Here is a 25,105-nt window from a genome sequence, read left to right on the forward strand (position 1 = left end):
TAGAAACCGCATGGGACACCTAGTCACATCGGTCGCGCCGCTGCCGCTGCAGGGCGGTGGCCTCGGCCGATTCATCGACCCGTTCGTACAGTTCCTGACTGACATCACCAACCTGGAGCCCGTCCTCCTGCAGTTGCTCGCGTTCGGCCTCCTGCTCGGGGGCGTCTACGCGCTGACGGCGCTCGGACTGACCATGATATTCGGCGTGATGGACGTCATCAACTTCGCCCACGGCGTCTTCCTCGTCGTCGGGATGTACTCGGTGTGGTTGGTCTCCGAGATGGCGGGTATCAGCCCGTTCCTCGGCATCCCCATCGCCGCCGCCGTGCTGTTCGTCCTCGGGGTGGTCGTCCACGTACTCACGGTCGAACCCATCATCGAGGCCCCCCAGCAGAACCAGCTCATCGCCACGCTGGGCGTCCTCTTTATCATCCAGTCGGCCATCGAAATCGTGTTCACGCCCGACCCCCAGCAGGTCGAACTCTCGCTCGGGTCGATACAGGTCGGCGGCGTCTTCATCCCGCTCGGACAGTTCTACGCGCTCGTCATCGCGCTCGGGACGATGCTCGCCGTGCGGGCGTTCCTGAACCGGACCGACCTCGGCCGGAAGATTCGCGGCACGGCCGACAACCGCGACGGCGCGCGCTACGTCGGCATCAACGTCCGCCGAATCAACTACCTCACCTTCGGTATCGGCGCGGCGCTGGCCGGCGTGGCCGGCGGCTCCATCGCGCTGTTCCAGCGGTTCGACCCCTTCACGGGCGAGACGTACCTCATCAACGCCTTCGTCATCGTCATCCTCGGCGGCCTCGGGTCGTTCCCCGGCGCGTTCGTCGGCGGCCTCATCGTCGGGATGATTCAGGTGTTCGGGGGCTACTACCTCCCCGGGACCACCGCGCAGGTGCTCATCTTCCTGCTTTTCATCGGGACGCTCCTCGTCAAGCCCGAGGGCCTCTTCGGAGGTGCTGAGGCGTGAGCGCCATCGAGACTGTCCGCGACCGCTACCGGACGTTCGACGACCAGCGGTACGCCCCGCTGGTGAAGGGCGTCGGGCTGTTCGGCCTGCTCGCGGCGCTCCCGACGATTATCGAAATCGACGTCGCCGGGATGGAACTCGCGGCGCTGTTGAGCCTGAAAGTGCTCATCCTCACGGTCATCTACGCCTACACGGCCCAGGCGTGGAACATCATGTCCGGCTACACCGGGCAGTTCTCCTTCGGGCACGCGGCGTTTTTCGGCATCGGCGCGTACGCCACGCAGGCGCTCGTCGTCGACGCCGCGGTGAACCCGTGGATCGGAATGCTCGTCGGCGGCGTGCTGGCCGGGGCCTACGGGCTCATCATCGGCGCGCTCTCGTTCCGCTTCAAACTGCAGGGCCACTACTTCGCGCTGGCGACGCTCGCGTTCGCGGAACTGCTCCGCTTCGTCGTCACCAACATGTCGGAGCTCCGCGGGGCCAACGGCTACTTCAAGGCGTTCCCGCGGGACTACGGCGCGGAGTACGGCCTCGTCGCCTTCCAGTTCCAGAACGACCTGCCGTACTACTACCTCATCGTCGGCTTCCTGCTCGTCGTGACGCTCGTCTCGTGGCTCATCAAGAACTCGTGGGTCGGGCTGTACTTCTTCGCCATCCACGAGGACGAGCGGGCCGCCGCCAGCGTCGGCGTACCGAGCTTCCGATACAAGCTCATCGGCGTCGCTGTCAGCGCCTTCTTCACCGCCCTCGGCGGTGCCTACTGGTCGATGTACTTCAACACCATCCGCCCCGACACCGTGTTCGCGCTGTTCAAGAACGTCGAACTGCTCCTCCCCGCCGTCGTCGGCGGGCCGGGGACGCTTCTGGGCCCCATCGTCGGCTCGTTCATCGTCACGCCGGTCAGCGAAATCGCGCGGACGACGTTCTCCGACATCAACGGCCTCGACCGCATCATCTACGGCGCGTTCCTCGTGGCCATCGTCATCTACTCGCCGCGCGGCGTCGTCAGTTGGCCGAGCCAGGCGCGCGCGCTCTGGGAGCGCGTCCGCGGTGACGAGGAGGTGAGCGAGTGATGTCGGCAGACGAGACGAACGCGCAGAGCGTCGACGACGCGGACGCCGACATCGACCGCGACGGCGAGCAGATTCTGTCGGTCGAGGGCGTCGGCAAGCGCTTCTCCGGCCTGCAGGCGCTCGACGACGTGGACATGACCGTCAACCGCGGCGAGATTATCGGCCTCATCGGGCCGAACGGCGCGGGCAAGACCACGCTGTTCAACTGCATCAGCGGGGCGTTCCCGCCGACGAGCGGGACCGTCAGACTCGACGGCGAGGTCATCTCCGGCCTCCCGGCGCACAAAATCGCGCGGGCGGGGCTGGCGCGGACGTTCCAAATCACGCGCCCGCTGGAGGAACTGACCGTCGTCGAGAACGCGATGGTCGGCGCGCACATCCACACCCGCCGCCGGGGCGAGGCGCGCGAAATCGCCATGGAGACCCTCGAATTCGTCGGGCTCGCGGACAAGGCCGAAGAGGAGGCGGGCGAACTCACCGTGGGCGCACAGAAGCGCCTCGAACTCGCCCGCGCCGTCTCGACGCGGCCGGAAATCCTGCTCCTCGACGAGATTATGGCGGGGCTCACCCCGTCGGAGTCGAACCAGATGCTCGACCTGTTCCGCCAACTCCGCGAGCGCGGGACGAGCCTCCTCATCATCGAACACGACATGAAAGCCATCATGAACATCTCGGACTACGTGAAAGTGCTGGACCAAGGGAAGGGCATCGCCTTCGGCGCGCCCGAGACGGTGGTCGAAGACGACCGCGTCATCGAGGCCTACATCGGGGGGTTCGACGTCGATGCTTGAACTGAGCGGCGTCCGCGCGGGCTACGACGACATCGAGGTGCTCCACGGCGTCGACATGCACGTCGACGAGGGCGAAATCGTCGCGCTCATCGGCTCGAACGGCGCGGGCAAGACGACGACGATGCGCACCATCTGCGGCATCCTCTCGCCGAGCCGCGGCGAGATAACCTACCGCGGCGAGGAGATTCACTCGAAGGCGTCCCACGAAATCGTCGAGCGCGGCATCGTGCAGGTCCCCGAGAACCGCGACCTGTTCACCAACATGACCGTCATCGACAACCTGCTACTCGGCGCGCAGACCGAGGAGGCGAAGGCGGACCGCAAGGAGAACCTCGACGAGATGCTGGAGCTGTTCCCCCGGCTCGCGGAGCGCAAGAACCAGCGCGCCGGCACCATGTCCGGCGGGGAACAGCAGATGCTGACCCTCGCCCGCGCGCTCATGGGCGAGCCCGACCTGCTCATCCTCGACGAGCCCTCCATCGGCCTCGCGCCGCACCTCGTTCAGGAGGTGTTCGACGTCATCGAGGACATCCACGCGCAGGGCATGACGGTCCTCATGGTCGAACAGAACGTCCAGCAGACGCTCAAGCTGGCCGACCGGGGCTACGTCATGGAAAACGGCCGCATCAGCATGACCGCCGACGGCGACGAACTCCTCGAAGACGAGGGCGTCGTCGAGGCGTACCTCGGGGTGTGAGATGACCGACGAAGCGCTCGCGTCGTTCGTGTCTGACCTCGACCGGGGCGACCTCCCCGCGTCGGTCGCCGACCGCGCGTCCCTCGTCGTCGCCGACACCATCGGCGCGGTGCTGGGCGGCGCGTCGGACCCCGCGGTCGCCGCGCTGGCGCGCCGGTGGGCCGACGAGAACGGCGGCGAATCGACCATCATGGGGACCGCGGGCGAGCGGACCTCGGCGTACCGCGCCGCGTTCGTCAACGCGGCCGCCGGGAGCGTCCTCGAACTCGACGAGGGCCACCGCTTCGCGGCCGGCCACCCCGCCATTCACGTCCTCCCCGCGCTCCTCGCGGACGGCGAGTCGGCCTACCGCAGCGGCGACGAGTTCCTGACGGCGTTCGTCGCCGGCTACGAGGCGGCGGTCCGCGCCGCCGAGGCGGTTGTCCCGCTCGCCGACGGCCTCCACCCCCACGGCGTCTGGGGCGGCGTCGGGACCGCCGCGGCCGTCTCCCGGCTCCGCGGCCTCGACGCCGAGACGACGCTCGACGCGATGCGCATGGCGGCGAACTACGCCCAGCACACCCGGTTCGAGGCGGCCACCGAGGGCGCGACCGTCAGGAACGGCTACGTCGGGATGAGCAACCTCTCGGGGCTCCTCGCGGTCGACCAAGCCGAATCGGGGTTCACCGGCCTCGACGACGGCGTGGTCCGACACCTCGAACCCGTGGCCGCGGACGGCCCCGACCGGAGCGCCCTCGCCGACGAACTCGGCGAGCGCTGGGAAATCGAGCGCGGCTACTTCAAGGTCCACGCGGCCTGCCGCTACACCCACGCCGCCCTCGACGCCGTGGCGCTCCTCGTCGACGAGGCGGGCGTCGACGCGGCCGACATCGAATCGGTCACCGTCGAGACGTACCCCGCCGCGGCGGCGCTGTCGGACCCTGCACCCGAGAACGCCCTGCAGGCGAAGTTCTCCCTCCCCTTCGCCGTCGCCTCAGCGCTGACGGCCGGCGAGACCGGCAAGGAGGCGTTCACCGACGAGGCGCTGACGAAGGCCACGCTCGGGTTCGCCCGACGCGTCGACGTGGTCGCCACCGAGGAGTTCGCGGCCCGCGCCCCCGACGAGCGCGGCGCGCGCGTCACCGTCGGGACGGGCGACGGCGAGCAGTACGCCCGCGAGGTGCGCGCCGCCCGCGGCGGCGAACGCGACCCCTTCACCGAATCGGAACTCCGAGCGAAGTTCGACCGACTCGTCGCGCCCGTCATCGGCGACGGCGGCGTCGACGGCCTCTGGACCGCGGCGACCGAACCCGCCGCCCCCCGCGTGCTCTGCGCCCTCACTCGGGCCTGAGCACCCGTTCGACCACGCATTCAGACCATGATTTCACAGGAACCAGTCCGAGACTGGGAACGACAGGTGCACCGCTTTCTGACCGACGAGATACCCGAGGACGTGCGCGCCGACGGGGCGCGAATCGTCGCGGACGTGCTCGCGGCGACCGTCGCGGGGGCGGCCGCGCCACAGCACGCGGGCGTCTTCCGCGACGCGGCGCTGGCCGACGGCCCGGCGTCCGTCCTCGGGACCGACCGACGCGTCGACCCGTCGCAGGCGGCGCTGTTGAACGCGACGGCGGCGATAACACAGGAGATAGAGGAGGGCCACAACCGGGGCGGCCACGTGGGCGCGAGCATCGTCGCGGGCGCGGTGGGCGTCGCCGAGGCCCACGACGTTGGCGGCGAGACGTTCGTGGACGCCTGCGTCCGCTCCTACGAGCTGTGCGCGCGCTTCGAGTACGCCATCTTCGCGATGAAGGCCCGGATGAACGAGGCGATTCCGTGGCTCGTCCGCGACCCGCACTCGACGTGGACGACGCTCGGACCGGCGCTGACCGCCGCCGTCTGCGCGGGGCAGTCGCCCGACGAAGTGCGCGAGACGGTCCGGACCGCGCTGAACCTCGCGGTCGTCTCCATGCACGACCCCTTCGCCGAGGGCGCGCCGTCGCGGAACGTCACCGCCGGCTTCTCCGCGCAGGCCGGCGTGAGCGCCGCGGCGCTGGCCGCCGCCGGACTCCGGGGGTCGCCCGCCGCGATGGAGGCCGTCTACGACCCGTTCGAGACGCTCCTCGGTGACGGCGAGTTCGCCGCCCTCTTCGACTCGCTCGGCGACGACTGGTGGATTACCGAGGCCTACCAGAAGCCGTACCCGTCGTGTCGCTACACTCACGCCCCGCTCGACGCCCTGCGGGACGCCGGCGCGGACGACCTCACGCCCGCCGACGTGGACCGAATCGACGTGTACACCTACCGCAACGGCGTCGATATGAGCCACGCGCGCCCCGAGACGCTCACCGCGGCGAAGTTCTCGACGCCGTACGTCCTCGCCCGCTGGGTCGCGGACGGACGGGTCGAACTCGACCACTTCCTCGACGACGCGCTCGGCGACGAGACCGTACAGGCGCTCACGGAGCGCGTCCACCTGCACGCGGACGAGGCGTTCGAGCGGGCGTTCCCCGACGACTGGGGCGCGCGCGTCGAAGTGACCGCCCGCGACGGAAGTCGCTATGTCGGCGAGCGCGAGTACCCCCGCGGCGACTACCGCGACCCGCTCTCGGGGTCCGACCTCGCCTCGCGCAACCGCGACCTGCTCGCGTTCGGTCTCGGCGACGACGCCGCAGATGAAGCGCTCGGCGCGCTCTCGGCGGTGGATTCGAGTCCGGTCCGCGAGACCGTCGCCGCGCTGACACGGGGCTAGCCCGAACGCTCGTTCGGGTTCTCCGAACGAAACGCCAACAATTATTACCGCACTCAGTCATTGATAACTATGAACACGGGCGGGCGCGAGACGGCCGGGACAATCGGCGCTACGAAAACGTCGTTCGGTATCGTCGAACACATCAGAGACCACGACGCGAGCGGGGTGTCGGAGATAGCGAACGACCTCGGCATCTCGAAGAGTACGGCCCACAACCACCTCAAGACGCTCGCGGAGCTCGGCTACGTCGTCAGGCAGGGCGACGAGTACGCGCTGGGCCTGAAGTTCCTCGACCTCGGCGACCACGCACGGACGCGACACGCGCTGTACCACGCTTCCATCGGCGAGATGGACGACCTCGTCGAGGCCGTCGGCGAGCGCGGACAGGTGATGGTCGAGGAGAACGGCCGCGGCGTCTACATCTATCAGGTAAAATCCGAGCAGGGCCTCCAGACCGACTCGCACATCGGCACGACCGTCGACCTCCACACCACGTCGGTCGGCAAGTCCTACCTGGCCTTCTGCGACGAGGAGCGTCGAAACGAGATTCTCGACGGCGAACTGACGCGGCTGACGACGAAGACGATAGACGACCGCGACGCCCTCGAAGCCGAGTTGGCGACGATTCGCGAGCGCGGCTACGCCTTCAACGACGAAGAGCGCATCACCGGCATGCGGGCGGTCGGTGCGCCGATTCTCTCCGACGACGGGACCATTCTCGGCTCTATCAGCGTCTCCGGTCCCACCACGCGGATGAAAGGCGAGTGGTACCACACGGAAGTGCCGGAGATGGTGACGCAGGCCGCCCGCGTCATCGGCATCCGCGCGACGTACTCGTAATCGTCTCGCAGTGGCGAACGTCCGTTCGGCTGTGCTGTATTTCGTGCGATATTTGACGGTTGACGTGCTCGACATCCGGTGTCCGGAGACCGAGTCGACCGAGCGCGGAATCAAATTACACACATACGCTTGTAACGCCTCTCCGAGAGAGTCGGCCCCGACATTCGTAACACGGGGCGACTGGCTCGCGAGGCGGTGGCTTCGAGGCGAGTCACTTCCGGCAGACATATAAGAAAAACGAGTACAGCATAAACGTTGATAATTCTTCTCACCGCGGGCATCAAAAACGCGAGAAGAGCGGGCCAGTCAACCGTAGCAACACGACTGAGACCGACGGAAGAATCATGTTCGTCAACCTGAGATAATCGCCTCAGACGACCTTCAAACGGCGTTATTGTGGCATTGAGTCCACGACAGCATCACTGGTTCATCCCCGTATATTAGACGCTGAACGTCCGTTCGATTCGCTTCGTCACGCGGCCAGTCATGGGTAGACGGGTAAATAAGTAAATCGATATATATGTAGATATGTCGGGCGAAACCGTTGTGTCCGGTTCGGCTCCGGCGACTGCCGAGAGGGGACGCCGCGGGGTCGAGAGCGCCGCCGCTCGAAGCGGTCGGCTGGGCGGGGACCGCGCGTGTCCCGGTCGCCGGCCGCGGAGCGAGTCAGTCGGCCATCGGGGCCTGCAACTCGCGTTCGACCTCGTCGTCGACCTCGACGGGGCCCTCGGCGAAGACGACGCCGTGGGCACCCTCTCGCTCCTTCGCACTCGCCGCGACGCGGACGAACGACGCCTTCTCGCGGGCGTCCGGGATAGTGTGACCGCCGCAGTAGCTCACACCCGATCGAACCCCGCCGAGGAACTCCTCGACGAGCGGTTCGACCGGCCCCTTGTGGGGCGTGAGCGCCTCGACGCCCTCGCCCGCGTCCACGTCGCTCTGTTTGTCGTCGCGGTCGTCGGCCGCCTCCGTCGAGGCCATCCCGCGGGAGCGCTTGTACGTCTCGCCGTCGACCTCGACCACGTGGCCCGGTGCCTCGTCGGTGCCGGCGAAGAAGCTACCCATCATGACGGTGTCCGCACCGGCCATGAGGGCCTTCGCGGCGTCGCCGGAGGTCCGAATCCCCCCGTCGGCCATGACGTGGATGCCGAGGTCGTGCGCCCGCTCGGCGCACTCCGAGACGGCCGTGAGCTGCGGATAGCCCGCGCCCGCGACCTCGCGGGTCGTGCAGTGCGAACCCGGTCCGACGCCGACTTTCACACAGCCCGCGCCGGCCTCCCAGAGGTCTTCGACGGCCGCCGGCGTGACGACGTTACCCGCGACGATTTCGGGGTCGAACTCGTCGCGAATCCGTTCGACAGCGTCCAGACACCGCTCCATGTGACCGTGAGCGATGTCCATGACAATGGCGTCGGCGCCGGCGTCGAGGAGCGCCTCGGTCCGGTCGAGGTAGTCCTCGTTGATGCCGACCGCGCCCGAGACGGTCCCGCCCGCCTCGGCGACGCGGCGGACCTGTTCGGCCTGCTCGTCCACGTCGAGGAAGCGGTGGACGACGCCGAGGCCGCCGAGGCCGGAGAGCGCCGCCGCGAGGTCTGTTTCGGTGACGGTGTCCATAGCCGCGCTGACGAGCGGCGTGTCGAGGCGCAAGCCCGGCGTCACGTTGGTCGAGAGGTCCACGTCGCTCCGGCTGTCGACCGGGGAGCGCTGTGGAACCAGCAATACGTCTCCGTAAGAGAGTCCTGTGCGAATCTCCATCGTAACCCTCCACAGCCGAAGGGTGGGACGGTAATAACGCCCACGAACGCGGTTCGCGTCGCCGCGGAACGAAACTATTACGCGCTGGCGCTCGTCTGTTCACTAACACACGGCGCCGCGTCTCGTGCGAATCTCCAACCCATCGTAACCCCAAGACGTTCGCCGTTCGCGGGCCGTGTGGTTCGAACCGTCCGCGAGCGACAGCGTCGCGCGGGAGCGGAGTATCGAAGTCGAATTCGGGGCAGGGTTCGAAAGCGTTTTGTCAGACTGATATTGACAGATAGCTGCCGTACCGACCGCACCACCTCGAGTCGGTCACGGTAGGTGGACCAGAGGCAACCCACAGCGTCGCGATTGGTCCCTGTCTCGTACTTCGCGGACCGAAGGAATTTCTTCCGGGGAGTTCCTTACGCAGGTATGCAGACTGTCATTCTCGCCGCCGGCCGCGGCACCCGGATGCGTCCGCTCACGGACCGCCGACCCAAGCCGATGCTCCCCGTGGCCGACCGGCCGCTCGTCGCGCACACCGCCGACGCCGCCGTCGAGGCGGGCGCGACGGACATCACGCTCGTCGTCGGTTACGAGGCCGATGACGTGCGCGACTACTTCGGCGACGAGCGCGCCGGCGTCCCGGTCGAGTTCGCCGTGCAGTCGGAACAGCGCGGGACGGCCGACGCGGTCCGCGCCGCGGCCCCCCATCTCGACCCCGACGAACCGTTCGTCGTCCTCAACGGCGACGCACTGTACGACGTGCCGTCGCTCTCGACGCTCTACGAGGGGACGCCCGCGGTCGGGTCGTTCCGCGTCGACGACCCGAGTTCCTACGGCGTCCTCGACACCGACGACGAGGGCTTCGTCACCGGGGTCGTCGAAAAACCCGAACACCCGCCGTCTGACCTCGTCAACGCCGGCGCGTACGTCTTCCCGGCCGAGGCCCACGGCTGGCTCGACGTGGACGAGAGCGACCGCGGGGAACTGGAACTGACCGACGTGCTCGCGGCGACCTGCGAGGCTTACGACGTGCGCGGCGTCGCCTTCGACCGCTGGCTCGACGTGGGGCGACCGTGGGAGCTTCTCGAAGCCAACGAGTGGAAACTCGGCGAACTCGAGCCGCGAATCGACGGCGACGTGTCCGAGCGCGCCGAACTCGACGGGCCGGTCGTCGTCGAGGAGGGCGCGACGGTTCGCTCCGGCGTGGTCATCGAGGGCCCGGTGCTCGTCCGCAGCGGGGCCACCGTCGGACCGAACGCCTACGTCCGCGGGCACACGCTCGTCGGCGAGAACGCCAAGGTCGGCCACGCGGTCGAGGTGAAAAACAGCGTCCTGATGGAGGGCGCGACGGTCGGCCACCTCTCGTACGTCGGCGACAGCCTCCTCGGCCGCGACGTGAACTTCGGCGCGGGGACCAAGGTCGCGAACCTCCGCCACGACGGCGAACCAGTCCGACAGATGCTCAAGGGGGAACTCGTCTCCTCGGGTCGCCGGAAGTACGGCGTCGTCCTCGGCGACGAGGTGAAAACCGGCATCAACGCCTCGCTGAACGCAGGCGTCAGAATCCCGACCGGCGGCACGGTCAAGCCCGGTGAGTCCGTGCTCTACGACCGCATCGACGAGCGCGGCACGGCGGACAAGACGGACGAGGCGGACGAGGACGCGATGGACTGAGACTCACCGGCCGGCGAAGACTGACCGAGACGCGACGAAAACCGCCCCGGCCGTCCGATTCCTGATATCTGAAAGACACTTAATCTGCCAAACAGTTATCAGACACAACAGCGAAGACTCACGACAGTACATGGACGGGACCGAGGGGGAGTCACCGACGATACGCGTGCTCTACGTCGACGACGACGAGGGGCTGTTGGCGCTGACGAAGCGGTTTCTCGAATCGACCGACGACGGTATCGAGGTCGAGACGACCGACTCGCCGCAGCGGGCGCTGGCGCTCCTCGAAAGGGAGTCGTTCGACGCGGTCGTCTCCGACTACCAGATGCCCGAGATGTCGGGCCTCGAACTCCTGTCGGTGCTCCGTGACGAGCGCGCCTCCGACATTCCCTTCGTCATCTTCACCGGGCGGAGCCGCGAGGAGGTCGCCATCGAGGCGCTGAATCTCGGCGCGGACAGCTACCTCCAGAAGGGCGGCGACCCGACGGCGCAGTACGGTGTCCTCCGGCAGACGCTCGTCAGAATCACGGAACACAGGCGCGCGGAGCAGCGCCTCCGGGAGCGCGAGGCGCATCTCCGCGTCACCCTCGACTCCATCGCCGAGGGCGTCGTCGCCACCGACGCCAGCGGGACGGTCACCCAGCTGAACCGAACGGCCGAGGACAGAACCGGCTACGACGCCGACGCCGCAGTCGGCAAGCCGCTTTCTGACGTGTTCCACCTCGTCAACGCGGAGACCGGCGAACGCATCGACCCGCTGCAGCGCGTCGCCGAGGCGGGCGGACCGGTCGAACTCGGCGCGGGAACGAAACTCGTCACGAGCGACGGCGACGAACGGTACATCGAAGACAGCATGTCGCCCATCAGGACCGACGACGGGGAAGTCGAAGGGGTCGTCGTCGTGTTCCGCGACGTGACCGAGGCGTACCGCGAGCGGGAACGGCGAGAGCGCCAACGGCGGGCGCTCATCGACCTCGCGACCGACGAGACGGTCATCGCGGGGTCGTTCGAAGACGCCCTCCCGCGCATCACCGAGACGATGGCGACGGTGCTGAGCGTCGAGCGGGCGAGCGTCTGGCTGTTCGACGACGCCGAGACGCTCCGCTGTGTCGACCAGTACGACCAGGTGTCGGGCGGGCACACGGCCGGGGCGACGCTAACTGCGTCAAACTACCCGTCGTACTTCGAGGCGCTGGAGGCGAATCGGTCGCTCGGCGTCGACGACGTTCAGACCGACCCCGCGACCGCCGAGCTACGGAACGGCTACCTCGAACCGAAGGGCATCACGTCGATGCTCGACGCGACGGTCAGGTCGGGCGGCGAAGTCGTCGGCGTCGTCTGTCACGAACACGTCGGCGAGCCGCGGCAGTGGCGGACCGACGAACTGCGATTCGCCGCGGAGGTCGCCGACAACGTGGTCATCGCGCTCATGCGGGCGACCGACGTCGACGCGCTCCCGGCGAACGACGAGGGGGACGGGACGGGAGAGGCGAACGCAGACGAGAGCGCTGGCGAACACGGGGAGTGAACCGACCGCCGCACGGGTCGACCCGCCCGAGTCGGCCGACTCCGGGTCTACTTTTCGTCCGTTCGGAATCCCATCCGGTCAGTTCTCGTGACCGAATTCGAATATCGAACCCCCGATTCGGGCCGGGGGTTGAAAAACGTCGATTCCGCTGAGAATCCGGCGAAATCGGCGCATCACCGTGAAATCTAAAATGCCCGTAGCTCCAAAGAACGTGTATGTCGAACAGCAGCCGATTCGTCGTCGCGACGCACGTGCTGACTAACTTGGCGGTGCGGAGCGACGAGCGGCTGTCTTCCGACCGTCTCGCGTGGAGCGTCAACACGAACCCGGTGGTCATCCGTCAGCTTCTGTGTTCGCTCCGGGAGGCGGACCTCGTCGATTCCAAGCGCGGCCCGACCGGCGGTTTCACGCTGGCCCGCGAGCCGGACACCATCACGCTTCGCGACATCTACGAGGCGGTGGAGGACGCCGAGCCGTTCTGTTTCCACACGAACGAACCGAACGACGAGTGCACCGTCGGCGAACACATCCAGCCGGTCCTCGGCGAACTGCTCGAGCCGGCGATTCAGGCGATGCTCGACGAACTCGACTCGGTCACCATCGCGGAGGTCCACGAGGCGATTTTCGAGACGGCGGACGGCGACCCGCTCGAAGTGTAGTGTAGTGTAGTGTAGTGTAGCGCCGCTCAGACCGTCGACTGGACCGTCTCGGCTTCGGCCGACTCTTCGTGCTCGGCGTCGAGCCACTCGGTGGCCCACTCCTGTATCTCGTCGAACACCGGACACAGCGAGACGCCCTTGTCGGTCAGCGAGTAGTACGTCGCGACCGGCGCGTCCTCTTCCATCCGGCGGTCGACGAAGCCGTGTTCCTGCAGGTCGTCGAGGACGCGAGAGAGCGTCCGCGAACTCGCGCCGGTCGAGCGCTTCAGTTCGTTGAACCGCTTTTCACCGTCTTGGAGGTCGTGGAGGACGATGAGACGCCACTGCGACCCGATTTGCTTCAGCGAGTCGATGATGGGGCAGGGGGCGTCGTCGAGGTTCATATCCGTGGCCATACACTCACCTCGGTTCCGACCCTCTTTAGCGGTTCGGTTAGTTTACCTGCTTTCGAAACGTTACCTGATTCGCCTCCGGGCCGGTTGACCAGTTGACCGGCGACCGGCCCGCTCAGGCGAGCAGCCGCGAGAGGAGGAGAAACACGCGCTTGAGGTTCTTCGAGAGACTCGACTGGTTCTCCGAGTAGAGCATCACGTCGTCGTCCAGTCCGTGAATCTGCAGGCACCGCCCCCGGTCGGACAGGTCTTTCAGTTCGATTCCCCGGACCGTGTCGAGGGGGATAACGAGATAGCGGTACTCTTCGTCTTGGATGTCGGCGTTACAGTGGTCGCCGTAGACGTGGATGCTCCGCTCCGTGACCGCGAGTTCGTAGCCGATATAGCTCATCCCGGCGATTTCGGCCCCGGCGCGGCCGCCTTTGACCTTGCCTTTCAGGTTCGAGGCGTCGAGGAGGATTCCGTCAACCATACCGTCCGGTTCCGGGCGGGCGTTCGTAAGTATTCGCGCCCAGTTCTCCGAATTGATTCTGTGGACGGGCGCAAAGAATCGAACCCGAGTCAACAGCTTGACTTCGGTCGAACGGTTATCTGACGACGGACGCGCCGTCGCCGGAGCCATCGGATTCGATAATCGAGTACGACGAGACGAGGTGGTTGATGATGTAATCCACCGTCGAGGAGTCGTAGGTCCAGAAGCCGGTGAAGCCGAACCCCGGTTCGGTCTCCTCGGCGACGAGCGCGCACTTGTAGTCGCCGACGCCGTTGCCGTCGTAGGCGACGAACCAGGAGCGCCGAATCTCGTCGGAGCGCGCGAGGTGGAGTTGGAACTGGTCGGCCTGCGGGACCTCGCCGTTCGGGTAGATGTACGCGTGGACCGAGAGGTCGTCGCGGTCGCCGAGACGGCGGTACGTTTCGAGTTGCGGCCGGAGGTTCCCGCCGGACTGGAAGCCGGAGTGGAGTTCGCCCGCGCCGACGCGCCACGCGCGGTCCTCGATTTCGCGGGTGGCGTTGAGCATCTTCCGGCGGTCGTAGGAGGTAAACAGCGTCTCGTCGAGGTGGTCGAGAACCGGCGCGTACGAGTCGCGTTCGAACCCCGGTTCGACGTCCTCGGGGCGCGCGAGCAGGTCGTCGACCGAGACCGCCGTGTGGAACTTGTCGCCGGTACCCAGCACCGCGTAGTTCGAAGGGCCCTCGTCGGAACTCGCAGACTCCACCGAGACGTTTCGATCCGCAAAGTGCTCGGCGAGTCGCTCGACGACGCCGGGGGTCGGATTGAACACCGTCAGTGTTCGCTCCGAGGCGGCGACGCTGGAGATGAGTTCGCTGAGAGACATTACCGGGGAAACGCTACACCAGGGTATTATTCTTTGCAATAATGTGGTATGTGAATCGGAGCGGTGCCAGGACCCGAACGCCACCGGTCCCCCGGTGAGTAAGGAGTCGCTACCGGGGGCCCGCGGATTCCTAACTAACCAGTTTCGGGGTGTATATTCGGTATGATTTCCGACGCCCCTCACACCCGCCCGTCCGCGGAAGTCGACGACGAAACCGGGACGGACGCCAGTTCGTGGTTCACCGCCGAGGTGCCCGATATCGTCGCCGGGCTCGAATCCTCGCAGTCCATCGGACCACTCACCGCCGCGGCCGCCCGCGAACTCATCGCGGTCGGACGCGCGAGAGACGCGCTCGCGCTCGTCCTCGGCGAAGTCGACGGGTCGTGGCGGCGGTAAGACGGCGAGAGCCCGCGAGAAGGCGACGCAGCGAGCGAACCGGAATCGGCGGTCGGCGGACTACTCCTCACGCGAATTCGTGTCTCTGACGTACAGTTCCACCAGCGAATCGAGCAGGTGCGGCGCCAGTCGGAACCGAACGTCCACGCTGTTTTGCTCGCGGTCGTACGCGAGCTGTTGGACGTCTATCGCGGCCAGAAGCGTGCGCATCGCGTCGACGACGTAGTTGCTCGACCCCGCCTCGACGCGGAGGCTGTCGCCGAGGTGAATCGAGAGGCCGTCGACGACCGTCTCGTAGCACGTCTTGCTCGGCGCGTTGACTCGCTGGGTGCGTTCGACCAGACCGAGACTCGAAAGCGTCTCGAGCCGACGGTAGATGGTCGATTCGGAGACCTCGCAGTTCTCCGCGAGTTCTTCCGCGGTCATCGGCGCGTGGTTGCACGCTAACAGCACGTCCCGCGAGACGTCGTCCCCGAGCGCGTCGAGGAGGTCGTCGTCGGACGACTCGGGGGGAGTGTCGGTCTCGTCCGCCGCCGCGGAGGCGTCGCTCTCGTCGGTCAGCGGGCCCGGTGGCTCGTCTGCGGCCGAAAGAACGTCGTCCACGAGGTCGTGTCGGGTCATCGCGTACTACCTGACGTGGGCAGGTAATATGTAATCGGTGCCTACAGTCGAGATAATGTTCACTTATCGCCGAACGTTCGCGAACACCTGAAAATAGCGGATCGGACGCCGAAATCGAGCGTCGACGGCGGATTAATGAGATCGAAACTCGGAAAGTTGGCGGCGCTACCCGCCGCGGCCGCACGACTTGCTCACTCGACGGTGACGCACTTGGCGAGGTTACGCGGCTTGTCGATGGGCCGTTCGAGCAGGTCAGCCGCGTGGTACGCGACGAGTTGGAGTTGGACGTTGGCGAGGACGCCGGCGATGTCGGGGTGCGTGTCCGGAATCCGGAGCACGTGGTCGGCGAACTCGGTCACCTCGCCCGACCGGTCGCTCGTGATGGCGATGACGGGCGCACCGCGGGCCTGGACCTCCTTGACGTTGCTCAGCGTCGCCTCGTCGTCGTGGCCGGTGAAGATGGCGAACACCGGCGACAGCGGCGTGACGAGCGCCAGCGGCCCGTGTTTGAGTTCCGAGGCGGCGAATCCCTCGGCGTGTTCGTAGGATATCTCCTTGAACTTCAGCGCGCCTTCGAGGGCGACGGGGTGGGCGACCCCGCGGCCGATGAAGAAGTACGCGTCGCTGCCCTCGTACTCGATGGCAATCTCGCGGGCCATCGAGGTGTCGAGCACCTCCTGAACGTCTCCCGGGAGCCGCGACAGCGCCTCCATCAGGTCGCGCGCGACCGGCGACTTCGCACCGGTCACGTCCTCGACGATGCGCTCCGTGAGGAGCGTCAGCGCCGTCACCTGCGACGAGAACGTCTTGGTGGCCGCGACGCCGATTTCGGGACCCGCGCGGATGAGCAGTTCGTCGTCGCACTCGCGGGTTATCGACGAGCCGACGACGTTCGTGACCGCGAGGGTCCGCGCGCCGGCGGCGCGGGCGCGGCGCACGGCGTCGAGGGTATCGGCGGTCTCACCGGACTGGCTGACCGCGACGACGAGCGTGTCGGGCGTCACCGGCGGCTTGATGACCGAGTACTCGCCCGCCATGAACGCGTACGCGGGGATGCCGCGGGAGTTGAGGAGCGACGCCGCGTACATTCCGGCGTGGTGCGAGGTGCCCATCGCGAGGAGGTGGACCTGCTTCACGTCGGCGAACGACTCCGGCGGGAACTCCTCGAGTTCGACGCCGCCGGCGTGGGTGTTCAGGCGGCCCTGTGTGGTCCGCCGGAGCGCGCCGGGCTGCTCGTGAATCTCCTTGTACATGTAGTGCTCGTAACCGCCCTTCGTCGCCGTCTCGGGGTCCCACTCGACGTGTTCGACGGGGCGGTCGACCGCGCGGCCGGCCGAGTCCGTGATTTCGTAGCCGTCCGCGCGGGTGACGACGAAGTCGCCGTCGTGGAGGTAGACGACGCGCGCCGTGTGCTGGATGAACGCGGGCACGTCGCTGGCGAGGTAGTACTCGCCGTCGCCGACGCCGAGGACCAGCGGCGACCCGGAGCGGGTCGCGAAGATGGCCTCCTCGTCGCCGATGATGGCCGCGATGGCGTAGCTACCCGAGAGGCTGCCGACCGCGGCGCGGAACGCCTCCTCGGGAGTCGCGCCGTCGCGGAGGTTCTCCTCGATGAGGTGCGGGATGACCTCGGTGTCGGTCTCGCTGCTGAAGACGTGGCCGCGGGACTCGAGGTCGCTACGGAGCGACTGGAAGTTCGAGATGATACCGTTGTGGACGACGGCGATGCGGCCCGACTCGTCCGTGTGCGGGTGAGCGTTGCCGTCGGTGACGCCACCGTGGGTCGCCCAGCGGGTGTGGCCGATGCCGTAGTCGCCGGCGATTGGGTTCTGCTCGACGGCCGCGACGAGCTCGGAGACCTCGCCGACGCGTTTCGTCAGCGAGATGCCCGAGCCGTTTTTCACGGCGATGCCGGCCGAGTCGTAGCCGCGGTACTCCAGCCGCTGGAGCCCGTCGACGAGCGAGTCCACGGAGTTGTCCGCGCCGATGCAGGCGGTGATTCCGCACATCAGTGAGTCACCTCCACGCGCTCGCGAACGTCGCCATGTAAGACCGTTCCGGGGCCGACGACGGCCTCCGCGCCGACGCGACTGCCCGCCGTGAGCGTCACGTTCGCGCCGACCTCGGCGCGGTCGCCGATGATGCTGCCGAGACGGCGGTCGGTGTAGAGCCGGCCTTCGAGGATGACGTCCGCCCGGCCGCCGGGCGAGACGACGCCGTCGCCGACGGTCGCCCCGGTGCCGACGACGGAGTCGCGGAGGACGACGCCCGCGCCGACCCGCGCGTCGGTCGAGAGGATGGAGCGCTCGATGACGCTGTTCGCGCCGACCGACACGTTGTCTTGGAGGCACGAGCCGGCGCTGATGACCGCGCCCGGCCCCACGTCGCAGTCCTCGCCGATGACGACGTGGTCGCCGAGGAGCGCGCGCTCGTGGACCCGCGCCGACCCGGCGACGGCGGAGTCGTGTCTGCGCGCGAGGAGCGTCTCCGTCACGGAGAGGAGCCCCCACGGGTGCGAGGGGTCGAGCCAGCCGCCGTTGACGAGGACGGACGTGACGTGCCCGTCGAGGTAGTGAATCACGTCGGGGAGTCGCGTCTCGCCGTCGTGCGGCGGGATGCGCCGGAGCGCCTCGAAGACGGTGTCGTCGAAGACGTAAACGCCCGCGTTGACGAGGTAGCCCTCGCTGTCGACGGCGTGTTCGTCGATGTCGGCGATACGGCCGTTGTCCTCGACGACGACGCCGTACTCCTCGGGCGTGTCGGACTCGGCGACCGCGACCGTCGCCACCGAGTCGGTCGTCGAGAAGCGTTCGAGCACCGACGAGATGATGTCGGCGTCGATGACGTTGTCGCCGTTGCAGACGACGAAGGGACCCGAGACGAGTCCCTCGGCGAGGAGGAGCGCGTGGCCGCTGCCGAGACGCGAGTCCTGGTGGACGAACTCGATGTCCGCGTCGGAGTAGGTCGCAGAGAGGTGCGACTGGATGCGGTCGGCGCGGTGGCCGACGACGACGACGACGCGCTCGATACCCGATTCGAACAGCGCGTCGAGGACGTACTCGACGACCGGCCGGTTGGCGACCGGGAGCATCGGCTTCGGTTGGAAGGTGGTGAGCGGGCGGAGCCGTCGCCCCTCGCCGGCCGCGAGGACGACCGCCTCGGTGATGCGGTCGTTCATTCGCGCCCTCCCGCGAGCGACGGACGTTCGGAACGTGACCGTGACGGTGAGTGAGTCATAGAGGGAACAGGGACGGCGACGGGGATTGTTATACAGAGGGTTCCCCGAACCGGTCGCGCGTTAGGGTCGCGTGTGAGACTGTTGCAAACGGCGAAAGCCGGCCTAAATCGGGAGGCAGGCGGGTTCGGTCGCTCCTAATCGGTGGAGCTTCATCCGATGGTGTCGCCGCGCGGTCGAAGTCGCCACGTCGGTTGCACGGTCTGCGAATCACACCCGCGAGTCGAGAACGGGAGCGAGAGAGTCAGAAGCGGACTGGGAGCGAGAGAGTCTGAGAGAACAGACATCGACGTGCGAGCCGCGAGCAAGGCCGCCGCTGTCCGAAGCAGACCGAAGTAAAATCCAAGTTGTTCGTTGTATCGTTCGCGACGCGGGCGTGCGAGACCGGCTCAGAGGTTGAGGCGGCCCTTGTACGACTCCATCGCGGTGATAGCCATGAGCGTCGCGGTGCTCAGCACGGCCCAGCCGGCGGCCGGAATCTGTTCGAGACCGGGGACGCCGAGCAGGCCGCCGGAGACGGTCGCCGCCACGCCGGCAGCGATAGCGAGGTTCCGTTTCGGCGACGCGGCGAGCGGCGCCGACTGCTCGTCGTCGGTCTCGGTGCTGACGACGTCGCCGTCGAGGTACTGGTCGAGCTGCTTCGCGGTGTCGAGAAGCGTGATGTCACCGCGGTTCTTCTCGAAGTCGACGATTCCCGCCGAGTCCATCTTCGGGAGGTGACACTGGTACAGACCGATGTACACCCGCTTTCGCTGACTCGACGACAGCGCCTTTATCTCGATGCCGTTTTCCTTCGCGGCGATGAACTCGGCCATGTCGCCGAGCTTCGCTTCTCCGTCGTTCTCCTTGAGGAACCGGAGCGCGTCGCGCCGGCGCTGGTTCTTCAGAATCTCGAAGACGACGTCCTTCGAGAGCGCTTCGATTTCGGGTTGTTGTTGCTGTTCGGAAACCGCGTGAGACCCACCAGTCGTCTCCGCGAGTTGTTCGTTCGTCGTCTGATCAACAACGTCGGTGTCAGCTTGTAATGAATCGGTAACCATTGTTCCTTCCTCCCCCACTGTGTAGTCGGGTGCTACCGAGTGACGTGGTCAGTCGAGAGGGGAGACCACGTGACGTTTAGCACAGACCACAACCTTTGGATGCGCCCCACCAAGCGCGCCCCAGATTCAGAGGGTCAATCAACTAATAGGTTAAACGAGGATATATACTTGTCTGAGAATCCCACACTCTGATTTGTCCGACTGTTAGGGGTGCAAAATCTGCGAGTAAACTGGTTGTAACAATCTATACTAACTCAGACTTTCAATGTATCCGATAGTAACATAGTCCTACCGCGAAGTAGCAGAGTACCACGGTTTTCCGTCTAAGGAAACCGTTATCGAGAGGGACATCAAATTCGACTGGTAGTTAAACTCACGGATACACCGATTCGGCAGTAGCATCGACTGAGAATACGCGAGCGCTCCGGAGCGGGTGCCCACGGCGGTCGCGAGATGACGGTTTATCCGGCGGTTATTCCACGAGCGCTTCGAAGGCGTCGGCCGAGGTGCCCTCGCGTCGCTCGGAGAGGTACTGCGCGAACACCAGCGCGAGGAGCGCCGCGGAGACGAACACCGCGATTGCGCTCCACGAGACGAGCGCGAATCCCGGGAGCCCTCCCCACACCCCGAGGATGAGCACCCAACTGAGCGCGCCGAGAAGCGCGTAGTACCGACTCCACGATTCGCGCGCGTCGGGTTGCATCCAGAAGAACCCCCGCTTGGCGACGTTCGGGACGAGTTCGACGGAGCGCTCCTCGTCGTCGTAATCGACCAGTCCGGCGCTCTCGAGTTTCGGGAGGTGCGTCTGGTACAGCGAGATATACACGCGCTGTCGCTCTTCGTCGGTCACGTCCTCGACCGCCGTGCCGTTCTCTCGAGCCGCGACCATCGCCGCGAGTTGCTTCAACGAGATTGCTTCGCCCGCGCGGTGGAGGAAGTAGAGAATCTGCCTCCGGCGCGAGTTACTGAGGATGCGAAAGAGCTCGTCTTTTGATAGGGTTGTCATCGTCGTGTTCGGGGGCGGTCCTCGCACGCGATGCGAAAGAGGGAGCCGACCCGGTTGAGTCGTAGTACACCACAACCGACCTTTGTTATCGTGACGTTTCCGGGAGGCACCGGACCGGTTTCTAACGGAGATTAAGCTCATCTTCACGCGATATTTACTCGGAGACGGACCGTCAGCGGGAGGGAGTTATCTCGGTCTCAGAGATGATTACGTATCTCGTCGGTTTCGAGAAAAGTCCTCGCGCCGGAATGGGAGCAAACTCGCGACAGCGGCGGTAAGGAACCCAATTGTCCAGTATAGAGGTGGCTAACAATACCCGATGGCGGCGATACTTAGATTCGAGACTACAATGTTCGAATTGACTGGCTTCCAGCGCGACCTGCTGTACGTGATTGCCGGCGCAGAGCGCCCGTCCGGGCAGGAGATTAAAGAGATGATCAGCAAGGACGTCGGGGAGGTGAACCACGGTCGGCTCTACCCGAACCTCGACGCCCTCGTCGAACAGGGGTACGTGAACAAGGGACAGCACGACCGCCGAACGAACTTCTACGAGATGTCCGAGAAAGGCCACGAGTCCATCGTCGAGCGCCGAGACTGGGAAGACCGCCACGTCGGGTTCCTCGGATAGCACGCCGCCGTCCCCACAGCGGAGCGACGAACCGTCCGTTCGAACACCCGAGGGCGCGAGTGGGACGCCCGCCCCGGAAGAAACGAAGACGAGAACAGCTCGTCGCTGGTGGCCGCATCGGTCCCCGCGGTCTCGTCCGGTCCTCTCCCCTTTTCGACGCCGATTCGAGTCGAGCGACCGCAGCGGCGCTGAGCCGACCGCGTTCGACGAGGCTCGACGCCCGCCGTCGCCCCGACTCCCGACTCGCCGACGCGGTTTCGAGGTTCATAGAGGCTCGGACGGCGAGGGAGCGGCCGCAGCGCACGCCACCGAGATATTTATCAGAAGTTAGTATATTCGGTCGCCGTCAAAAATATCACAAAAAGGACATTCAAATCGACACCGCAAATCAGCCATTAATGCAGCCATAAGAGACGGATTAATTCAAGAATAAGTGCCCGCAGTCGGTCGTTTTTTCGGTCAAAACGAATCGTCGAAATTCGTCGGCGATTCGAACAGTAACGGTCTCAATAGTATCGTCTGTAGATATTCATGTATTCCTACTAATGTAATTATCGCAACATTTATGGGTGTAATCCGCAACCCCTGAGACATGGTAAGTGAACGGTCCACCGGGCAGGACCCAGAAACGACGACGACTGACGACGACGTCGGTAGACGCAAGTATCTCGCGCTGTGCGGGTCGGTATCGGCCGCCGGTGCACTCGCGGGATTCTCTGGGCTCGGCTCGGCGACGGAACAGGCCGACGAACCGGTCGGCGACGACGGGCACACGCTCGTCGTCGCGGGCACCGGTCCCGTCTCTTCGTTCGAAGTGACGGTCAGCGGCTCTATCTCACCGCTCCAATCGAACGGCGCGCTCAGCACGACCGGGACGGTCGGTCCCGCCGCCGAGGGAACCGTCGACGACGACTCGCGACGCTACCAGTTCGCGGGCGACATCACCAACTTCCAGTCGACCGACGCGGTGTCGGTCTACGTCGACGGCGTCCGCATCCCCAACGACTCGTTCTGAGGCCGTCGGAAACTCCGTTGTTTTCGAAGCGACCGACAGCGGCGGCGCTACGAGCGCATGTAGCCGCTGAGCCACTCGGGCGTCACGTCGTCGAACGATACGGTTTCCCCGCCGTGTTCGGCGACGAACCCGTCGGCGTCGGAATCCGACGAAAAGGGAATCAGGTCTTTACCCATGCCTCCGAGCACGTCGCTTTCGACGACGTACGTCATCTCGGTGGCGTCGCCGAAGGTCTCAGCGCCGGTGTGGGTCGAGATGAACGTGTCGCCGCCCTCTGTCGAGAGCTCGTAGTCGACCGTCGAGTAGTCCGTGACGTACACCGCCGTCGCCTCCCAACCCTGCTCTCGGTGTTCGAAGTAGTACGGGAACAGCCCCATGCTGAGGGTGTGGAACCACGCCGGGTTGTCGTGGCCCTCGGGCGCGTTCTCGCGGTAGAAGATCTGTCCGTTCGGGCCGGCGTGGAGGCCGATGACCATCCCGCCTTGGTCGTCTTCCTTCCCGCCCGAGAGGTCGACGGGGTCGGGCCGCTGTTCCGGGGTCGAACCGCCGCCGAGACAGCCCGCGAGGGCCGCGAGCGCGCCGAGTGAAACGGCTTTCGTCGCGGCTCGGCGCGTGATCGGACCGTTCGAGCGGTCGCGCGGCGGAGAGTCGTCGTGCATCGTCGCTCTGTGCGGAGGTCGGGCGTCATGGTACATAAACCGTGAGAACGGTCGCTCGCGTGCGCGAACTGAACTACCCCCGCGGAGGAGGCGGACGGGTCACAAAAGCGAGTGCTTCAGGCGACGACGCGCGCGCCCTCGACGAGCGAACGAACGTCCTCGAACAGGCGGTCGGCGTCGGCCTCGTCGCGGGCCTCGGCGGTGATGCGGACCAGCGGTTCGGTCCCGCTGGCGCGGACGAGGAACCAGCCGTCGTCGGTGTCGACGCGGATGCCGTCGATGGTGTCGACCTCGTCGTACGTCGCGTGGATGTTCCGGGCGATTCGGTCCATCGCCTGGTGTTTGTCGTCGAACGAGAGGCTCGCGCGGCGGGTGGCGTACGCCGCCCCGCCGAGGCCGGCGACCTGTTCGGACAGCGGGCCATCGCGGGCCACGAGGTCGGTGAGTTTGAGCGCCGCGTAGTGGCCGTCGGGCGCGAGCGTCTCGTCGGGCCAAATCCACGCGCCGGAGGGCTCGCCGCCGAAGACGTAGCCGGGTTCGGCGACCGTCTCGGCGACGTGGACGTCGCCGACCGGCGTGTAGGTGACGCGCCCGCCGGCGGATTCGACCACGTCCTGTACGAGGAGGCTCGTGTCGACGGGGACGGCGACGGCGTCGCCCGGGGAGACGGCGTCCCGCGCGAACAGCGCGAGGAGCGCGTCGCCGGCGACGTACGCGCCGGTCTCGTCGACCGCGACGAGTCGGTCCGCGTCGCCGTCGTGGGCGAGTCCCACGTCCACGTCGAGCGCGGGGACGGTCCGCCGAAGCGCCGTGAGCGTCTCCGCGTTCGGCTCGCTCTTTCGGGCGGGGAACCGGCCGTCCTGCTGGCCGTCGATGGTGTTGACCGTCGCGCCGAGTTCGTAGAGCGCGTCGACGGAGACGCGACCCGTGCCGTTGCCGAGGTCGAACGCGACGGACACGTCGTCGAGGTCGTCGAACGACGAGACGAGGTGGTTCACGTGGCGGGCCGCGGCGTCGGGCCACTCGCGCTCCTCGCCGAGTTCGTCCCACGGAGCGAGCGACACCTCGTCGCGGTTGAGTCGGTGGACGATATCGCGCGTCTGGGCCTTGTCGAAGGCGCGGCCGCTCGGCGTCCAGAGCTTCAGCCCGTTGTCCGACGCGGGGTTGTGAGACGCCGTGATACCGATACCGGCGTCCGCGCCGGCCCAGCCGACCGCGCGGGCGACCGTGGGGGTCGAGGCGACGCCGAGTCGGACCACGTTCGCGCCGCACTCGCGGACGCCTGCGCTCACGGCGTCGGCAAGGACGTCCCCGCTGAGGCGGGCGTCCTGTCCGACGACGACGGTACAGGCGTCGCAGCCGACCGCGCGGCCGATTCGAAGGGCGAGTTCGGCGGTCACGGTTCGGCCAACCGGACCTCTGATTCCACTCGTTCCGAACATACCGTGGGAGACGATGACAGGACGTTTTGGTATGTTTCGCCTACTGTCACGAACGGGCGGTCAGGCGGTACCTACTGGAAGGCGGCGAACCGCGAGGCCGGCGTAACGAATCGCGGGACCGTGTCACCACTCGCCGGAGGAGATGAGCGGTAAGTGGTCGGCGATTAGGCGGTGAGTCGCCTCACTGGAGGGGCTGGGCGTCGCCGATGGGGACCACTTCGATAGAACCGAGCGCGTCGAGCGTCACGCGGTAGCCCGCGTAGGAAAACGAGAGGAGCGCGTCCTCAGAACGGCCGAAGACCGTTTCGAGGGCGTCGGGGTCGATAGTCTGTGCGAGCGGCGGGAGCTGCGTCGGTCGGACGCCCTCGATTGCCGCAATACTCAATACAACGTTCGTACTTAGCAGCTCGGAAGAATCGCGGTCGACGCGGTACGACCCGGTCGCCTCGTCGTACGTCACGCGCGAGTCCTTCCAGTCGTTCGTCTGTGCCATCATGGGTGCCTTAACAGGCGTCTGTGTGCGATGGTGGCCCTTAAATCCATGCTATTTGTGAACAGTTGTAATTCGTGAACGTCACGGAAACGGACGGGTACGGCCGTGGTACTCCGCGAGCGCAAT

The 25,105-nt window shown here is 66.4% G+C and carries 25 protein-coding genes; 13 read left to right on the forward strand and 12 right to left on the reverse strand.

Annotated elements, in window-relative coordinates; all coding sequences use genetic code 11:
* The first annotated feature begins 10 nt into the window (after window positions 1-10).
* The 7 genes from BN984_RS17165 (at window position 11) to BN984_RS17195 (ending at window position 7,108) form a co-directional block, all read left to right on the forward strand.
* Entirely contained in the window at window positions 11-976 is a 966-nt protein-coding gene (locus BN984_RS17165) for a branched-chain amino acid ABC transporter permease (RefSeq protein WP_004978186.1), read from the forward strand.
* Window positions 973-2,049 (forward strand): branched-chain amino acid ABC transporter permease, encoded by a 1,077-nt coding sequence (locus BN984_RS17170; protein WP_049968860.1) that lies wholly within the window; start codon window positions 973-975, stop codon window positions 2,047-2,049. The genes BN984_RS17165 and BN984_RS17170 overlap by 4 nt, the downstream gene beginning before the upstream one ends.
* Window positions 2,049-2,840, forward strand: coding sequence for an ABC transporter ATP-binding protein (locus BN984_RS17175; RefSeq protein ID WP_004978182.1), 792 nt, complete (start codon window positions 2,049-2,051; stop codon window positions 2,838-2,840). The genes BN984_RS17170 and BN984_RS17175 overlap by 1 nt, the downstream gene beginning before the upstream one ends.
* Window positions 2,833-3,537: an ABC transporter ATP-binding protein gene (locus BN984_RS17180; protein ID WP_008094004.1), complete on the forward strand. Its 705-nt coding sequence runs from the start codon at window positions 2,833-2,835 to the stop codon at window positions 3,535-3,537. Before BN984_RS17175 ends, BN984_RS17180 begins: the two co-directional genes overlap by 8 nt.
* 1 nt (window position 3,538) lies before the next feature.
* Window positions 3,539-4,867 (forward strand): MmgE/PrpD family protein, encoded by a 1,329-nt coding sequence (locus BN984_RS17185; protein WP_008094006.1) that lies wholly within the window; start codon window positions 3,539-3,541, stop codon window positions 4,865-4,867.
* 27 nt (window positions 4,868-4,894) lie between these two features.
* Window positions 4,895-6,268, forward strand: a complete 1,374-nt coding sequence (locus BN984_RS17190) for an MmgE/PrpD family protein (RefSeq protein ID WP_008094008.1) — start codon at window positions 4,895-4,897, stop codon at window positions 6,266-6,268.
* A gap of 69 nt (window positions 6,269-6,337) precedes the next feature.
* Complete coding sequence (locus tag BN984_RS17195; RefSeq protein WP_049968861.1) at window positions 6,338-7,108, forward strand: IclR family transcriptional regulator; 771 nt, start codon at window positions 6,338-6,340, stop codon at window positions 7,106-7,108.
* Between the two features lie 666 nt (window positions 7,109-7,774).
* Here the strand turns inward: BN984_RS17195 and BN984_RS17200 are convergent.
* Entirely contained in the window at window positions 7,775-8,863 is a 1,089-nt protein-coding gene (locus BN984_RS17200) for a guanosine monophosphate reductase (protein WP_081909256.1), read from the reverse strand.
* A gap of 417 nt (window positions 8,864-9,280) precedes the next feature.
* Here BN984_RS17200 and glmU point away from each other — a divergent pair, with 417 nt between their 5' ends.
* From glmU to BN984_RS17215, 3 genes are all read left to right on the forward strand, one after another.
* The gene (gene glmU, locus BN984_RS17205; RefSeq protein WP_008094012.1) at window positions 9,281-10,528 is read left to right on the forward strand and encodes a bifunctional sugar-1-phosphate nucleotidylyltransferase/acetyltransferase; all 1,248 of its coding nucleotides are present in this window, start codon (window positions 9,281-9,283) and stop codon (window positions 10,526-10,528) included.
* A 130-nt stretch (window positions 10,529-10,658) separates the two neighbouring features.
* Window positions 10,659-12,056 (forward strand): response regulator, encoded by a 1,398-nt coding sequence (locus BN984_RS17210; RefSeq protein WP_049968862.1) that lies wholly within the window; start codon window positions 10,659-10,661, stop codon window positions 12,054-12,056.
* A 215-nt stretch (window positions 12,057-12,271) separates the two neighbouring features.
* A complete protein-coding gene (locus tag BN984_RS17215; RefSeq protein WP_008094016.1) occupies window positions 12,272-12,715 on the forward strand; it encodes an Rrf2 family transcriptional regulator in 444 nt (147 codons plus the stop codon).
* 26 nt (window positions 12,716-12,741) lie between these two features.
* Here BN984_RS17215 and BN984_RS17220 read toward each other — a convergent pair whose 3' ends face one another.
* From BN984_RS17220 to BN984_RS17230, 3 genes are all read right to left on the reverse strand, one after another.
* Complete coding sequence (locus tag BN984_RS17220) at window positions 12,742-13,110, reverse strand: winged helix-turn-helix transcriptional regulator (protein ID WP_008094018.1); 369 nt, start codon at window positions 13,108-13,110, stop codon at window positions 12,742-12,744.
* A gap of 112 nt (window positions 13,111-13,222) precedes the next feature.
* Window positions 13,223-13,579: a hypothetical protein gene (locus BN984_RS17225; protein WP_008094020.1), complete on the reverse strand. Its 357-nt coding sequence runs from the start codon at window positions 13,577-13,579 to the stop codon at window positions 13,223-13,225.
* 115 nt (window positions 13,580-13,694) lie between these two features.
* Window positions 13,695-14,444, reverse strand: coding sequence for a DICT sensory domain-containing protein (locus tag BN984_RS17230; RefSeq protein WP_049968863.1), 750 nt, complete (start codon window positions 14,442-14,444; stop codon window positions 13,695-13,697).
* A gap of 162 nt (window positions 14,445-14,606) precedes the next feature.
* Here BN984_RS17230 and BN984_RS17235 point away from each other — a divergent pair, with 162 nt between their 5' ends.
* Window positions 14,607-14,840 (forward strand): hypothetical protein, encoded by a 234-nt coding sequence (locus tag BN984_RS17235; RefSeq protein WP_008094023.1) that lies wholly within the window; start codon window positions 14,607-14,609, stop codon window positions 14,838-14,840.
* A 60-nt stretch (window positions 14,841-14,900) separates the two neighbouring features.
* Here BN984_RS17235 and BN984_RS17240 read toward each other — a convergent pair whose 3' ends face one another.
* The 5 genes from BN984_RS17240 to BN984_RS17260 all read right to left on the reverse strand — a co-directional run bounded on the left by BN984_RS17240 (window position 14,901) and on the right by BN984_RS17260 (window position 20,742).
* Window positions 14,901-15,461 carry a helix-turn-helix domain-containing protein gene (locus BN984_RS17240; RefSeq protein ID WP_049968864.1) on the reverse strand — a complete coding sequence of 187 codons (561 nt, stop codon included), beginning with the start codon at window positions 15,459-15,461 and terminating at the stop codon, window positions 14,901-14,903.
* 191 nt (window positions 15,462-15,652) lie between these two features.
* Window positions 15,653-17,470, reverse strand: a complete 1,818-nt coding sequence (gene glmS / locus BN984_RS17245) for a glutamine--fructose-6-phosphate transaminase (isomerizing) (protein WP_049968865.1) — start codon at window positions 17,468-17,470, stop codon at window positions 15,653-15,655.
* Window positions 17,470-18,639 (reverse strand): sugar phosphate nucleotidyltransferase, encoded by a 1,170-nt coding sequence (locus BN984_RS17250; protein WP_049968866.1) that lies wholly within the window; start codon window positions 18,637-18,639, stop codon window positions 17,470-17,472. Before BN984_RS17250 ends, glmS begins: the two co-directional genes overlap by 1 nt.
* 446 nt (window positions 18,640-19,085) lie before the next feature.
* Window positions 19,086-19,736: a DUF7344 domain-containing protein gene (locus BN984_RS17255; RefSeq protein ID WP_008094040.1), complete on the reverse strand. Its 651-nt coding sequence runs from the start codon at window positions 19,734-19,736 to the stop codon at window positions 19,086-19,088.
* A 472-nt stretch (window positions 19,737-20,208) separates the two neighbouring features.
* A complete protein-coding gene (locus BN984_RS17260) occupies window positions 20,209-20,742 on the reverse strand; it encodes a DUF7344 domain-containing protein (RefSeq protein ID WP_008094042.1) in 534 nt (177 codons plus the stop codon).
* A gap of 349 nt (window positions 20,743-21,091) precedes the next feature.
* On the opposite strand from BN984_RS17260, the gene BN984_RS17265 reads away from it, so the two are divergent.
* Complete coding sequence (locus BN984_RS17265) at window positions 21,092-21,370, forward strand: PadR family transcriptional regulator (protein ID WP_008094044.1); 279 nt, start codon at window positions 21,092-21,094, stop codon at window positions 21,368-21,370.
* Between the two features lie 592 nt (window positions 21,371-21,962).
* On the forward strand, window positions 21,963-22,385 hold the full coding sequence (locus BN984_RS17270) for a hypothetical protein (protein WP_008094046.1): 423 nt from the start codon (window positions 21,963-21,965) through the stop codon (window positions 22,383-22,385).
* Window positions 22,386-22,432: 47 nt separating this feature from the next.
* On the opposite strand, the gene BN984_RS17275 is transcribed toward BN984_RS17270, so the two are convergent.
* From BN984_RS17275 to BN984_RS17285, 3 genes are all read right to left on the reverse strand, one after another.
* Window positions 22,433-23,044: a nitrous oxide reductase accessory protein NosL gene (locus BN984_RS17275; protein WP_008094048.1), complete on the reverse strand. Its 612-nt coding sequence runs from the start codon at window positions 23,042-23,044 to the stop codon at window positions 22,433-22,435.
* Between the two features lie 116 nt (window positions 23,045-23,160).
* The gene (gene glmM / locus BN984_RS17280) at window positions 23,161-24,486 is read right to left on the reverse strand and encodes a phosphoglucosamine mutase (RefSeq protein WP_049913475.1); all 1,326 of its coding nucleotides are present in this window, start codon (window positions 24,484-24,486) and stop codon (window positions 23,161-23,163) included.
* A 181-nt stretch (window positions 24,487-24,667) separates the two neighbouring features.
* Window positions 24,668-24,982: a HalOD1 output domain-containing protein gene (locus tag BN984_RS17285; protein WP_004978141.1), complete on the reverse strand. Its 315-nt coding sequence runs from the start codon at window positions 24,980-24,982 to the stop codon at window positions 24,668-24,670.
* Between the last annotated feature and the right edge of the window lie 123 nt (window positions 24,983-25,105).

The sequence above is a fragment of the Haloferax prahovense genome, from assembly GCF_000723845.1.
GTDB classification, from domain to species: domain Archaea; phylum Halobacteriota; class Halobacteria; order Halobacteriales; family Haloferacaceae; genus Haloferax; species Haloferax prahovense.

Excerpts from the sequence above, each read along its gene's own strand:
- BN984_RS17165 (WP_004978186.1), top strand. The coding sequence starts at position 11 with ATGGGACACCTAGTCACATCGGTCGCGCCGCTGCCGCTGCAGGGCGGT.
- BN984_RS17175 (WP_004978182.1), top strand. The coding sequence starts at position 2,049 with ATGTCGGCAGACGAGACGAACGCGCAGAGCGTCGACGACGCGGACGCC.
- BN984_RS17180 (WP_008094004.1), top strand. The coding sequence starts at position 2,833 with ATGCTTGAACTGAGCGGCGTCCGCGCGGGCTACGACGACATCGAGGTG.
- BN984_RS17185 (WP_008094006.1), top strand. The coding sequence starts at position 3,539 with ATGACCGACGAAGCGCTCGCGTCGTTCGTGTCTGACCTCGACCGGGGC.
- BN984_RS17190 (WP_008094008.1), top strand. The coding sequence starts at position 4,895 with ATGATTTCACAGGAACCAGTCCGAGACTGGGAACGACAGGTGCACCGC.
- BN984_RS17195 (WP_049968861.1), top strand. The coding sequence starts at position 6,338 with ATGAACACGGGCGGGCGCGAGACGGCCGGGACAATCGGCGCTACGAAA.
- BN984_RS17200 (WP_081909256.1), bottom strand. The coding sequence starts at position 8,863 with ATGGAGATTCGCACAGGACTCTCTTACGGAGACGTATTGCTGGTTCCA.
- glmU (WP_008094012.1), top strand. The coding sequence starts at position 9,281 with ATGCAGACTGTCATTCTCGCCGCCGGCCGCGGCACCCGGATGCGTCCG.
- BN984_RS17210 (WP_049968862.1), top strand. The coding sequence starts at position 10,659 with ATGGACGGGACCGAGGGGGAGTCACCGACGATACGCGTGCTCTACGTC.
- BN984_RS17215 (WP_008094016.1), top strand. The coding sequence starts at position 12,272 with ATGTCGAACAGCAGCCGATTCGTCGTCGCGACGCACGTGCTGACTAAC.
- BN984_RS17220 (WP_008094018.1), bottom strand. The coding sequence starts at position 13,110 with ATGGCCACGGATATGAACCTCGACGACGCCCCCTGCCCCATCATCGAC.
- BN984_RS17225 (WP_008094020.1), bottom strand. The coding sequence starts at position 13,579 with ATGGTTGACGGAATCCTCCTCGACGCCTCGAACCTGAAAGGCAAGGTC.
- BN984_RS17230 (WP_049968863.1), bottom strand. The coding sequence starts at position 14,444 with ATGTCTCTCAGCGAACTCATCTCCAGCGTCGCCGCCTCGGAGCGAACA.
- BN984_RS17235 (WP_008094023.1), top strand. The coding sequence starts at position 14,607 with ATGATTTCCGACGCCCCTCACACCCGCCCGTCCGCGGAAGTCGACGAC.
- BN984_RS17240 (WP_049968864.1), bottom strand. The coding sequence starts at position 15,461 with ATGACCCGACACGACCTCGTGGACGACGTTCTTTCGGCCGCAGACGAG.
- glmS (WP_049968865.1), bottom strand. The coding sequence starts at position 17,470 with ATGTGCGGAATCACCGCCTGCATCGGCGCGGACAACTCCGTGGACTCG.
- BN984_RS17250 (WP_049968866.1), bottom strand. The coding sequence starts at position 18,639 with ATGAACGACCGCATCACCGAGGCGGTCGTCCTCGCGGCCGGCGAGGGG.
- BN984_RS17255 (WP_008094040.1), bottom strand. The coding sequence starts at position 19,736 with ATGGTTACCGATTCATTACAAGCTGACACCGACGTTGTTGATCAGACG.
- BN984_RS17260 (WP_008094042.1), bottom strand. The coding sequence starts at position 20,742 with ATGACAACCCTATCAAAAGACGAGCTCTTTCGCATCCTCAGTAACTCG.
- BN984_RS17265 (WP_008094044.1), top strand. The coding sequence starts at position 21,092 with ATGTTCGAATTGACTGGCTTCCAGCGCGACCTGCTGTACGTGATTGCC.
- BN984_RS17270 (WP_008094046.1), top strand. The coding sequence starts at position 21,963 with ATGGTAAGTGAACGGTCCACCGGGCAGGACCCAGAAACGACGACGACT.
- BN984_RS17275 (WP_008094048.1), bottom strand. The coding sequence starts at position 23,044 with ATGCACGACGACTCTCCGCCGCGCGACCGCTCGAACGGTCCGATCACG.
- glmM (WP_049913475.1), bottom strand. The coding sequence starts at position 24,486 with ATGTTCGGAACGAGTGGAATCAGAGGTCCGGTTGGCCGAACCGTGACC.
- BN984_RS17285 (WP_004978141.1), bottom strand. The coding sequence starts at position 24,982 with ATGATGGCACAGACGAACGACTGGAAGGACTCGCGCGTGACGTACGAC.